Origin of the sequence: Bradyrhizobium valentinum (genome assembly GCF_001440405.1) — a bacterium.
In the GTDB taxonomy this organism is placed as follows: domain Bacteria; phylum Pseudomonadota; class Alphaproteobacteria; order Rhizobiales; family Xanthobacteraceae; genus Bradyrhizobium; species Bradyrhizobium valentinum.
Genome location: NZ_LLXX01000118.1, coordinates 207,263 through 219,023, shown reverse-complemented (window position 1 = coordinate 219,023; position 11,761 = coordinate 207,263). Strand labels below are relative to the sequence as shown.

9 protein-coding genes and 1 pseudogene are annotated in these 11,761 nt (G+C 59.5%); 6 read left to right on the top strand and 4 right to left on the bottom strand.

The window, feature by feature from the left end:
* Positions 1–203: 203 nt before the first annotated feature.
* From CP49_RS18135 to CP49_RS18125, 3 genes are all read right to left on the bottom strand, one after another.
* Complete coding sequence (locus CP49_RS18135) at positions 204–1,025, bottom strand: metallophosphoesterase family protein (RefSeq protein ID WP_057851545.1); 822 nt, start codon at positions 1,023–1,025, stop codon at positions 204–206.
* Positions 1,026–1,235: 210 nt separating this feature from the next.
* Positions 1,236–2,204 carry a dienelactone hydrolase family protein gene (locus CP49_RS18130; RefSeq protein ID WP_057851544.1) on the bottom strand — a complete coding sequence of 323 codons (969 nt, stop codon included), beginning with the start codon at positions 2,202–2,204 and terminating at the stop codon, positions 1,236–1,238.
* 162 nt (positions 2,205–2,366) lie between these two features.
* Positions 2,367–3,062, bottom strand: a complete 696-nt coding sequence (locus tag CP49_RS18125; RefSeq protein WP_338060365.1) for an acriflavin resistance protein — start codon at positions 3,060–3,062, stop codon at positions 2,367–2,369.
* A 174-nt stretch (positions 3,063–3,236) separates the two neighbouring features.
* On the opposite strand from CP49_RS18125, the pseudogene CP49_RS18120 reads away from it, so the two are divergent.
* Positions 3,237–3,660, top strand: a pseudogene (locus CP49_RS18120) (MAPEG family protein).
* A 10-nt stretch (positions 3,661–3,670) separates the two neighbouring features.
* Entirely contained in the window at positions 3,671–4,972 is a 1,302-nt protein-coding gene (locus CP49_RS18115; RefSeq protein ID WP_057851543.1) for an RsmB/NOP family class I SAM-dependent RNA methyltransferase, read from the top strand.
* 163 nt (positions 4,973–5,135) lie between these two features.
* On the opposite strand, the gene CP49_RS18110 is transcribed toward CP49_RS18115, so the two are convergent.
* Positions 5,136–5,468: a DHCW motif cupin fold protein gene (locus CP49_RS18110; protein WP_057851542.1), complete on the bottom strand. Its 333-nt coding sequence runs from the start codon at positions 5,466–5,468 to the stop codon at positions 5,136–5,138.
* A 290-nt stretch (positions 5,469–5,758) separates the two neighbouring features.
* On the opposite strand from CP49_RS18110, the gene guaA reads away from it, so the two are divergent.
* From guaA to CP49_RS18090, 4 genes are all read left to right on the top strand, one after another.
* Positions 5,759–7,357 (top strand): glutamine-hydrolyzing GMP synthase, encoded by a 1,599-nt coding sequence (gene guaA, locus CP49_RS18105; RefSeq protein ID WP_057851541.1) that lies wholly within the window; start codon positions 5,759–5,761, stop codon positions 7,355–7,357.
* Between the two features lie 198 nt (positions 7,358–7,555).
* Positions 7,556–9,247: a metallophosphoesterase family protein gene (locus tag CP49_RS18100; RefSeq protein WP_057851540.1), complete on the top strand. Its 1,692-nt coding sequence runs from the start codon at positions 7,556–7,558 to the stop codon at positions 9,245–9,247.
* Positions 9,247–9,858 carry a hypothetical protein gene (locus CP49_RS18095; protein ID WP_057851539.1) on the top strand — a complete coding sequence of 204 codons (612 nt, stop codon included), beginning with the start codon at positions 9,247–9,249 and terminating at the stop codon, positions 9,856–9,858. The genes CP49_RS18100 and CP49_RS18095 overlap by 1 nt, the downstream gene beginning before the upstream one ends.
* 314 nt (positions 9,859–10,172) lie before the next feature.
* Positions 10,173–11,405 carry a hypothetical protein gene (locus CP49_RS18090; RefSeq protein WP_156439569.1) on the top strand — a complete coding sequence of 411 codons (1,233 nt, stop codon included), beginning with the start codon at positions 10,173–10,175 and terminating at the stop codon, positions 11,403–11,405.
* Positions 11,406–11,761: the final 356 nt, after the last annotated feature.

Genomic DNA, 11,761 nt, shown 5'->3' with positions numbered 1-11,761 from the left:
TGGGTGTTCGCAAACTCAGCTTACCCCTGACCACCTGCCACCCCATAGGATCTACTATATCGGTAACCGGTTTCACCCGGCCCCCCGGGTGGGCGCATTTGCCAGCGAGCCTTGGACCGACGGTTCCTACTATGGCTACGTTGAGCGGCAATACTGATCCGGAAGGCGGGATTTCGGGGCGCTTAGAAGTCCAGGAACTCGCGTCAAATCAGTGAATCCAGGTCAACATCGGTTTGTCCCGGCGCCTTGACGTGCCGGACCTCAAAGGCGTCGGGCTGGAAGCGATACTCCACCAGCCCGACCTCTTTGACGGCGATCCGTTCCTGTCTTGCATCGGAGATGATGAAGCCGGCCGATGGGGCCCAGACGTGACGGGTGCGGCCAAAGGTGAAGTCGCGCCGCTGATGCACGTGGCCTGAGGCGACCAGCCGCAAATCGACCGCCGAAAACATCTCGATCAAACTTCTGCGCCGTGGCTGCGGCACGTAGCGAATTGCCGTTGCCTCCGTCTCGGGATCATCAGGCGTGTTCAGATAGAGCGGCTTGTGCAGGAACAGCGCGACCGGCCTGCCGTTGATGCGCCCGAGCTCTGACGCCAGCCAGCCGAACTGCTCGGCCTCGCTCTCGATCCCGGTGTTCATGATCAGCGAATTCAGCCCGATAAAGCTCCAACCCGCCGCATCGAAGCGCCAGCGGTCCTCGCCGATCACGGAAAGATAGTTCTGCCGCCCTTGCTCGGTCGCCAATTGCTTCGGCGCGGGGGCGACTTCCGTCGGATTGTCGCCGATGTCGTGATTGCCGGGCAAATGGCGACACGGCACCGGCAGTGTGTCATGCAGCTCTTTTGCAAAGATGAGATCATCGCGGTTCGTCGGCGCATCGAAGGCCAGATCGCCGGTGTTGACGACGAGGTCCGGCCGCGTCGCGTCGATATGCTCGCTGACGCGATGAAAATTGTCGGTGAGTTGTTGCAAACGGCGGGCGAGGTGGGTGTCGGAAATTTGCGTCAGGCGAAATTCGTGCATGCGGTTAATCCTTCCAGGCCCGATCATAGCCGGACCCGAAGTCGGAACGATGACGGCATTCAATGTCGCCTCTTGCTCAATTGTCATACCCGCGAAGGCGGGTATCCAGTACGCCGAGGCCTATCGGTTCAATCACTGCTGTCTCTGGAATACTGGATCACCCGCATTCGCGGGTGATGACGCCTATTTGCGTGGCTAACTATCGCGCACTCACCCCAGCGTTCTTCGCCAGAACGCCAGCATGTCCGCTCCGAACAGTTCGGCATCGCCGTCGCGGCTGCCGATTTTGGCGCCCTTGCGGCCATAACCGGCCTTCAGCGCATAGATCATCAGGTCGCGGTCGGTCAGCTTGCTTTCTGCGACCCCCGTAAGCGGATGGATGAAGGCCCCGTCATTGGCGATATAGGCGGTCGGCGCGGCGGGGGAGACGGAGGCCTCTGCGACGTTCTCGATGCCGGTGCCGCGATCGAAACTGTGCTGCGCGCCGCCGATCAGCCGCATCGTCGCCTTGCCGCCGGAGAGGCGGATCGCCTGGCAATGGCCCTGCACCTGCATCGGCGAGCACCATTCATCCGCATCACCCATCAGGACGCGGATTTCGGTCTCGTCGACGGATGGATCGAGGAACTGATGACCGCTCCAGGGATAGGCGGCGAGCACGCTGCGAAAGCCGGCGCCGGCGCCGACCACCGCATCGGCAAAGCGGCGCGTCGCCGCGGTCAGCACCGCCGAGCCGCCGCGGCTGTGGCCTTGCGCGCCAATCCGGGAGGCGTCGATGTCAGGATGGGCCGACAGCACCTGCCAGGCCGCGAGCACATCATAAGCGCTGGCGGCAAACGAGAACTGCGTCTGGTTGGCGACCGTGGAGGTCACATCGCGCGCGCCAAAACTGTCGAGCACAAACGCCGCAAAGCCGTCGCCGACCATCGTCTCGGCATGCGCCAGATGCGAGGGCGCAACTCCGAGGCTGCCCGGCACCACCATCACCAGCGGCAGCTTTCCGTTGCGCCTGCGATCGTTCGAAGCCGGCAGGAACAGCTTGCCGTCGATCACGAGTCTCGGCAGATCGGCGGCATTGCTGATGACATGGAAGTAGTTGACCGGATTGGCGGTGAGAATATCGACATTTTGTCCCTTGGCGCCGCCAGCGAAAACAATGTCCTGATCGCGAAATCGCAAAGTTACACTCCTCCCGCGGCCGCTCTTTGTTGGCGGCTGTCGGGGATAGAGTAAAGCGCTAGTTGTCGCCGTCAAAGTAAATGTGCCCCGCGGTCATGCCATCGTTGTCCCTCAGGGCAAACGGGCAACACAGGCACTCCAGCGCCGTAGTTGCCCAGCGCCTCAGAGCACGCGGTAGCGGATCGCGAAGGCGTCGTGGATTTCTGTCGTCACCGGTGCGCCGTTGACGGAGACGATGTCGTCGGCCAGATGCCACGGCCCGAACTGATCCGAATGCGAGGGGCTTGCCGGCAGCCGCAGCCGGAACATGCTTTGGGCCCGGCCGGGCAGGTTCAGCACGATCAAGCGCTCAGCGGTTCGGTAATCGAGCGTCACCGTCCCCCGTAATAATATGCTGCGGCCGTCGGGGGTGGAGGCCAGCGCCTCCTGGACTTTTGCCAGCTTCTCGTTCCGGTCGGTCAGCAGCTCGACCTGGGTGTCGGCGGCGGTCGTCAACGTGGCCGGCGGCAGGCGGATTTCAAATTCCACCGCCGGTTTTGCCGGATTGAGGCCGAGATAGGCCAGCGCGGCCTGCCGCATATCCGAGATCACGAAGGCGAGCAGGACCAGTACCGCGGATGCAGCAAGCCCGTGCTTGACCAGATCCTGGCGGCTGCGGTGGCCGATGCGGAAATAGACGGAAAGCATGATCGCGACCGCCAGCGCCGCGGCGACGCCGGCGAGTGCCGACATCACGATGCCGAGGCCGCCATCGGGACCGTCGCTGAAGCCCATGGTCCGGAGCAGGGAGGTCACGGAATCGCCGGGCAGTTGGGCGGCGCGGCCGGCGCCGGTCAGGATCGGGGAGGAGATGTTCATCGCCTGCTCGCGGGTTGCTTGATGGCCGGTCCGGAACCAGAACCATCGAAATTATAAATAGTTCGTCGCCTGGGCTCGGTTTGTGGTTCAAACAGGCCTCGCCAAGTGGATTTGTCAGGTGAGGAGCGTCCAGTTATTGCTTTAAGGCGGGCGCAGGTTCCGGGGGAGATTCTCATGTCGGTTCAAATGGTTTTGCTGCCGGTCTTCGTGCTGATCGGGCTTACTTTCTTCCTGATGCTATGGATGGTGTCGGCCCGCACTAAGGCGGTGAAGGCCCGGGAAACCAGCTTGAAGGACATTGCGCTGGGGCAGCCGAAATATCCGCCGCGCGTGGCCCAGATCGGCAATTGCTTCAGCAATCAGTTCGAAGTACCCCTCCTGTTCTACATCCTGATCGCGCTGGCACTGCCGCTGCGCCGGGCTGATCTCTTCATCGTGCTGATGTCCTGGGTGTTCGTGGTGACACGATTTGCCCATTGCCGGCATTTTCGTTACGTCGAACAACATCCAGCAGCGCAGCCTGGCCTGGTTCGCCGGTGCGCTGGTGCTGCTCGTGATGTGGATCTACTTCGCGCTGAAGCTGCTGCTTCCGATCTAGAAAGCCCTGAATGACTCCCGCTGCCCGGCTGTCCGCAGCCATCGAACTGATCGAGACCATCGACGCGCAACGCGTGCCGGCCGCAAAAGCGCTGAAGGAGTGGGGCACGGCGCATCGCTACGCCGGCTCGGGCGACCGCGCGGCGATCTCCGGCCTGATCTGGGACGTGCTGCGGCGGCGGGCGTCGAGCGCCTGGCTGATGGATGCGGATACCCCGCGGGCGCGCGTGCTCGGCATGCTCAGACTCGAACGTGGCATGAGCACGGACGCGATATCGGCGCTCTGCGACGGCGGCCGGTTTGCGCCGGAACCGCTGAGCGAGGCCGAGCGCAACGCGCTCACCTCGCGCACCCTTGACGGCGCGCCACCGCACATTGCCGGTGACTATCCGGAATGGCTGGATGCGCCGCTGGCAGCGGTGTTCGGCGATGATCGCGTCGCGGAGGCGACCGCGATGGCAAGCCGTGCGCCGCTCGATCTGCGCGTCAACACGCTGAAGGCCAAGCGTGAAAAAATTCTCGCCTCGCTCGCCCATCTCGGCGCTACGCCGACGCCATGGTCGCCGATCGGCCTGCGCATCGAGCTCGGCGCCGACGCGCGCAGCCCCGGCATTCATGCCGAGGAGGATTTCATCAAGGGCGCCATCGAAGTCCAGGACGAGGGCTCGCAGCTCGCGGCGATGTTCACGGCCGCAAAGCCGGGCGAGCAGGTGATCGATCTCTGCGCCGGCGCCGGCGGCAAGACCCTGGCGCTCGCGGCGATGATGCAAGGCAAGGGCCGGCTGATCGCGACCGACCGCGACAAGCGCCAGCTCGCCCCGATCTACGAGCGCCTCTCCCGCGCCGGCGTTCACAATGCCGAAATCCGCGCGCCGAAAGGCGACACTGATCCATTGGCCGACATCAAGGCGTCTGCCGATCTCGTCCTGATCGACGCGCCCTGCACCGGTACCGGCACCTGGCGCCGCAACCCCGACGCCAAATGGCGGATGCGCCCCGGCGCGCTCGAAGTCCGCTTGAAGGACCAGGCCGAAGCGCTTGATCGCGCGAGCGCTCTGGTCAGGCCGGGTGGCCGGATCGCTTACGTGACATGCTCGGTGCTCCCTGCGGAAAACGGCGATCAGGTCCGCGCGTTCGTGACGCGTCATCCGGAATTTTCGAGTCAGCCGCTGAATGAGACCGCGAGCGTGCTCTGGGACAAGGCAGAGGATTTTGAGAAGGCTGCGTTGAAGTCTGCCGAAGGCTGGCTGATGACCCCGCGCCGCACGGGCACGGATGGCTTCTTCGTCTCGGCGCTGAAAAAACAGGCCTGATGTCGTCATCCTGAGGTGCGAGCGTAGCGAGCCTCGAAGGATGCGGACAAAGACGGGGCTGTCGCCCTTCGAGACGCGCGCGAGAGCGCGCTCCTCAGGGTGACGGTCAACCATAGGACACGCGGAAAAATATTTTTTCCCGAGGGCCGGTCGCCTCCAGCCCTCAATCCACAATGAACAACTTCGCGCCGGTCTTCGTCGATGAGCGATGCGCAGCGTCGCCGAAATCCGATACCTGATAGCTCATGCCCGGCTTGAGCTTGAACGTGCGTCCGTCGCGCAACTCGCTGTCGAGTTCGCCTTCCAGCACATAGAGCACATGGCCGCGATCGCACCAGTGATCGGCGAGATAGCCCGGCGAATACTCGACGATCCGCACGCGCAGATCGCCGATATTGAGCGTGCGCCACAGCGCTTCGCCGGTTTCTCCGGGATGCGTCGTCGCTTCGACCTGGCTCCAATCGGTGACGGTGAAGGGCAGTGCGGGAATTTTCATGAGATGATCCTGCGGTAAGTGAGAGACGCCTCGTCATTCCGGGATGGTGCGTTAGCACCAGACCCGGAATCTCGAGATTCCGGGTTCGATGCTTCGCATCGCCCCGGAATGACAGCGAACTTTAATGCGCCAGATGGTCGCCGAACCCTGCCGGATCTTGCCTCTGGAACCGTAGAGGCAAATTTGGTCAATAATACTTACCTAATTGTATCTGTCCATCCTCGCAGAAGAATGTGGGCCACAGCCTTCTCGCGGTTGCGAGGCCGCCCCCCGTCGCGTATTTGCTTGCCATGACAGCAGCACAGCAAGCCCGCGAGTCGTCGACGCCTTCCGTGGCATCGGCGCATGACAAGATTCTGATCGTCGACTTCGGCAGTCAGGTGACGCAACTGATCGCGCGAAGGGTGCGCGAGGAGGGCGTCTATTCCGAGATCGTGCCGTTCCAGAAGGCCGAAGCAGCCTTCGACGAGATGAAGCCGAAAGCGGTGATCCTCTCCGGCGGTCCGGAATCGGTGCATGAAAAAGGCTCGCCCCGCGCGCCGCAGAAAATCTTCGATTCCGGCGTTCCCGTGCTCGGCATCTGCTACGGCCAGATGACCATGGCCGCCCAGCTCGGCGGCAAGGTCGAGGGCGGCCACCACCGCGAGTTCGGCCGCGCCGATGTCGAGGTGAAGACGGCGAGCAAATTGTTCGACGACACCTGGTCGATGGGCGAGCGTCATCCGGTATGGATGAGCCATGGTGACCGCATCACCAGGATGCCGCCGGGCTTCACGGTGGCCGGCGTCTCCGCCAACGCGCCGTTCGCCGTGATCCAGGACGAGAGGCGCAAATATTACGGGCTGATGTTCCACCCCGAGGTGGTGCACACGCCCGACGGCGCCAAGCTGCTCCGCAATTTCGTCCGCAAGGTTGCCGGCCTCACCGGCGACTGGACCATGCGCGCGTTTCGTGAAGAGGCGATCGAAAAAATCCGCGCGCAGGTCGGCAAGGGCAGGGTGATCTGCGGCCTTTCCGGCGGCGTCGATTCCGCCGTCGCCGCGGTCTTGATCCATGAGGCGATCGGCGACCAGCTCACCTGCGTGTTCGTCGATCACGGCATGCTGCGACTCGACGAAGCCAAGACCGTCGTCGACTTGTTCCGGCATCACTACAACATCCCGCTGGTGCATGTTGACGCATCGAAGCAATTCCTCGGCGAGCTCGCAGGCGTCAGCGATCCGGAAGCGAAGCGCAAGACCATCGGCCGCCTCTTCATCGACGTGTTCGACGCGGAAGCGAAAAAGCTCGGCGGCGCGGATTTCCTCGCCCAAGGCACGCTCTATCCTGACGTGATCGAGAGCGTCTCCTTCACCGGCGGTCCGTCGGTGACGATCAAGTCGCACCACAATGTCGGCGGTCTGCCTGAGCGCATGAACATGAAGCTGGTCGAGCCCTTGCGCGAACTGTTCAAGGACGAGGTCCGCGTCTTGGGCCGCGAGCTTGGCCTCCCCGAAATCTTCGTCGGCCGCCACCCGTTCCCAGGCCCGGGTCTCGCGATCCGCTGCCCTGGTGACATCACGAAAGAGAAGCTCGACATCCTGCGCCAGGCCGACGCCGTCTATATCGACCAGATCCGCAAAGCCGGCCTCTACGACACCATCTGGCAAGCCTTCGCCGTGCTGCTGCCGGTGAAAACCGTCGGCGTGATGGGAGACGGCAGAACTTACGAATACGTCGTCGGCCTGCGCGCGGTGACTTCAACCGACGGCATGACCGCGGACTTCTATCCCTTCGACATGAGCTTCCTCGGCCAGACCGCAACGCGGATCATCAACGAGGTGAAGGGGGTCAATCGCGTGGTGTATGACGTGACGAGTAAGCCGCCGGGGACGATTGAGTGGGAGTGAAGGTAGTAGATATCCAGTAGGCTGCATCTCATCCGAAGCGCTTTCGCGATCGATCTCAGTGTGGCGGTCATTTGGGGAGGGGCTAATACGGTTGCTGAATTGCGGCCGGCCAGAGATTCCAACGCTGTTCCATGTTTCTCCTAGGGTATAGTCGCGGCCTCGACAACACTGTCACGGGTATCCCCGGAGGTTTCTTACGTGGCCAATATTACAATCCTGCATTTGACCGACATTCATGCCGGCCCGGGCCAGTATTCAGACACCGACGCAAAGGTAAATCTCGCAGGCGCAACGGGGCCTACGCCGCTTGCACGGCTGGCGCAATATCTAAGCGCGTTGCCCACCAAACCTGATTATGTGGTCGTGAGTGGAGACCTCACGAATCGTGGAGAGGAGAAAGGTTTTCAGGAGGTCCGTCAGTGGTTGTTGCAGCAGATCAAGCAGGGCAACTTGCCGGATCACGATCGCTTCCTGATTGTTCCCGGCAATCATGACGTGACACGTAGGATGCGAGTGTCCGAACCTGACACCCGGTTCCTTGGCTTTTGGAAGAACTTTGGTACAACTTTTCCGCACGCAGTGGTGCCAGGATACGATCCCGATTCGCCCACGCCCTCGATTGCCGGGGCGACAAGATTTGGCGGCATCAAGACTGCAGTCGAGGATGGAGTAATTCGACTTGTTCAAAGCCTGCCGTTCATCCTCGATTTAAGCAACGACGTTCTGATCTATGGGTTTAATTCATCACATGCGTGCGGTCATCCGCTCGATCCTGATCCAAAGATCATTGGACCTATCGAGACGGCGATCAAAACTGCCGAGCCGGCGGTCGCAGGTTTGTTGAGGGGAGCCGCTGACTCTTATCTCAATTCGCTTGTTGTCGATGGAGGAGAAGTAGGTTCTGCGCAGTTGGCTCAATTTAGCCGTCATATGACGACCCTCAAGAAGCAACTCGGTGATCACTTTGAGAGACTGACCAAGATCGCCGTGCTGCATCATCACATTGGCCATCTTTGGCAGCAGCAGCTCGAACTCAAGGTTTTTGAGGCGGTCGTTGATGCGGCGGGGTTCAAGCAGGCGCTCACGGAGTTCCGCTTTGACCTGGTACTGCATGGGCACAAGCACACAAACCACGTGGGTATCGACGGATCGCTCATCCCAGTCGATCGCAAGGAGCGCTTCAATCCGCTCTGCGTGGTTTCCGGGGGGACCGTAGGCGGATATCCGCGCACGAATGACCATCAATCCTTTAAGGTGATAGAGCTGATCGCCGACAAAGGTCCTCGCAACATGGCTCGGGTTCGTGAGATCCCGCTTCTTCCCAGACACGATCCGTCGCCTGTAATCAGCAAGGAGTCCCGGATATTTGATGTCTCATTGGCCGATCGCTTTCCGCATCTTCACGAGGTGGGGCAAGCGAAGGACGCTCTGGATCGAGATCTGGTGAGCCGACTTGCGCCCGAACTTCACGAATATCCATCGCTAAAGATGACAGGCTTCACGATCGATACGGGAGGCCAGCGTCTATTTACGTCAAAGATTGGCTATCGCTGCTATGCATATATCGAAAATGATGGGCTTCGCGTCTTTTACGAAGTCATGCAGGCCACCAAGGCGCTCAAGTTCGGAACGCTTGCTCGAGTCAGATGGTTGTTAACCGAATTGATCGCAGTTTCAGATACGGAGCGGTCAACGAAGGTTGTCCTCCTGGTCGGCAATTTGGAGGAGACGCACTATTCGGAGGCCGAGAAGTCCGGTGAGACAGAGCTTAGCCTTTCCAAGCTGCGTGATTGGCTCGCTCCCGCCATCGCTGCTAAGCTGGTCGACTTGAGAACGCACAATTATTCGCAGGCTGAAGTCGCAACGCTTACTGCAGCACGGGGCGTATAATGATTGATCGCGAGGTCTATCTTAGGCTGGAGCATATAGAATCCGAGTGCGTCGCGTCGCTAAAGCATTATCTGTCCAGCCGTTTGGCCCAGGAGGGGGTGGCTCTCATTGTGCAATCTCGCATTAAGTCGCCCGCTTCTGTTGAGCATAAGCTGCGAAATCGCCGGCTGATGCGAGGTCATCCCGCAGGCGACAAGAGCCCCAGTGAATTCGTCAACGACTTTCTCGGCATTCGCGTCGTTCTTCCTCATGTGGGGCAGCTCGAAAAAGCTGCAGAGCTATTGATGGAATGGATAGCTCAGAATAAGCGACTTGGACTGATTAGTGCGGCAAACTATTTCGGCAAGCCAGCCTCGGAACTCTATCGCTCTTATCATCTGGATTTGCGCTTCGATTTGGATGCTGAGTTGTGCGACAAGGTTGGGGCGGAAATTCAGGTGACCACATACCTGCAGAATTTCTTCAACGAGATTAGTCATCAGCTATCATACCGTCAAATCGCGGACAGGCCTGGCGTCGCTTCCCTTCTGACGCGGGTTGCGAGTGACCTTCGTCACCTGGACGATGACGTCGCAGCGCTGTTCAATCATTCGACCAAGGAGGGTTACTGACGACGGGCAAAAATTCGCTCCACGCGACCAGCGGCATCAATGAGGTGAAGGGCTGAACCGGGCGGTGTATGACGTGACGAGCAAGCCGCCTGGGCGATCGAGTGGGAGTGAGGAAAGGCAAGTAGCGTGCAGACTTTGCCGGTACCGTCCTCCTTTCGAAGAGTAGCGGATTGTAGTGTTTCATCATACATAGATCGGTCGATGACATCTGGAGCCACATCCGAGTTGCTTACTCTTCCGAAGCAGCCGATACACATCTATGGCTGTCTAAACCATAAGAAGGTTTGGTGTGATCTTTAAATAGAGGAGGTCGTGTGCGAAGAATTGTATTCTACTCGTGGCAGTCAGATCTCCCGTCAGCAGGAAATCGCAACCTGATTCAAGACTGCTTATCGCGGGCAATCCGCTCCATTGGCCGTGATGCAGATGCGAAAGTTGAGCCAGTTCTTGACCGAGACACGGCGAACCTTGCCGGTACTCCCGACATCGCACATAGCATCTTGGCCAAGATCGCTGTGGCCGACGTATTTGTTGCTGACGTCAGCATCATTAATGCTGGCGCGCCTCGTCCGACCCCGAATCCCAATGTTCTCGTCGAACTCGGGTACGCCGTAGCTCAGCTTGGTTGGGATAACATTATTCTAGTTCAAAATAGCGCGTTTGGCGGACCTGAATTATTGCCGTTTGATCTGCGCGGGCGACGTACTGTGGTGTACGACGCGAGCGACGGAAGCGATCGAGCCAAGGTGAAGGCCTTACTTCAGGGGCGTCTTGAAGCCGGATTACGAGCGGCCATGGAGGCGGGGCCAGCTAGTAATCTTGCGAGCGGCAGAGAGGCTAATCTCTGGTGGGGTGAGTGGCATTTCGACGCCGCCTCAGCTGGAGGGACTTTGTTTATCCGTGATGTGGGCCCGTGCGGCTTTTTGTTCGATCTCGAAGTCTCTCATGGTGCCCATTCTGGTTTCATTACCGCTTATGGTCGCATCGTCTCTCGAGATATTGCCTATTGCCGGCTGTCTAACGGAGAGACGGAACCAGAGGGAGAGCTAATCTTTCGCCGTCGCATAGACAATGGAAGGCGGATCATCGAAGTTGAAGAGGCGTCACCGTGCATTTATTTCCGGGGGGCTCGAGCTTCTTTCGGCGGCAATTTCGTTCGGGACCGCGAACCTTGGTTCGATCGAGGCTTTATGAATGAACTTGAGATTGCGCGTCTACATAGAATGTTGGGGAAGAATTTAGAGAAGATGCGGAACTGTACAAGCGACGTTAGCGAACGCGACAATCTCGACGAAGAAGTTATGGCGCGGGTTGTTTCTGGCGGCGTCGCGGGGCTCTACACAATCATGGAGAGCATCGTGATGTTTAACGGTAATGGCGAGATGTGGGCTGCATATATCGATGACGCGATGGTCCGATATTTCACAAATGTACCAGCTTATCGGAACGTCTTGCCAAAAACCATTGACGATTGGAGATCTGGATTTGCTGATATGCCTGTCGATTATTGTGAGCCTGAAATGGCACTTCCTAAGCTTAATGGATAGGTAGCCCGTAGGGTGGAATAGGATGGCATATTCCGCCAAATCGGATGGCAGAGCCCGAAGGGCGGATTAGTTAGCCGCAGGCGTAATCCACCACATCCTCTCGTCAAGTCGCGCTACATATCCGAAGAATCTCGTCGACTTTGGCATGGAATTACGGTGATAGCACCAAATTGCAACGGGTGATTTAAGGTCGCGTTTCACTCGTTGCTTAGCTCCGCTTCATGCATACGCAATCCAGTGGCGCTATGGACTACATCGCTTCGCTCGCAATGACGAAGTTGGCTCATCGAGAGCGACAAACTGGCACGACCGGCAAATCACTTCTGATTTTCCGAAATCGTGTCAAGCCCGGGAAT

Coding starts and splice junctions, on each gene's coding strand:
- CP49_RS18135 (WP_057851545.1), bottom strand. CDS start 1,025: ATGCACGAATTTCGCCTGACGCAAATTTCCGACACCCACCTCGCCCGC.
- CP49_RS18125 (WP_338060365.1), bottom strand. CDS start 3,062: ATGAACATCTCCTCCCCGATCCTGACCGGCGCCGGCCGCGCCGCCCAA.
- CP49_RS18115 (WP_057851543.1), top strand. CDS start 3,671: ATGACTCCCGCTGCCCGGCTGTCCGCAGCCATCGAACTGATCGAGACC.
- CP49_RS18110 (WP_057851542.1), bottom strand. CDS start 5,468: ATGAAAATTCCCGCACTGCCCTTCACCGTCACCGATTGGAGCCAGGTC.
- guaA (WP_057851541.1), top strand. CDS start 5,759: ATGACAGCAGCACAGCAAGCCCGCGAGTCGTCGACGCCTTCCGTGGCA.
- CP49_RS18095 (WP_057851539.1), top strand. CDS start 9,247: ATGATTGATCGCGAGGTCTATCTTAGGCTGGAGCATATAGAATCCGAG.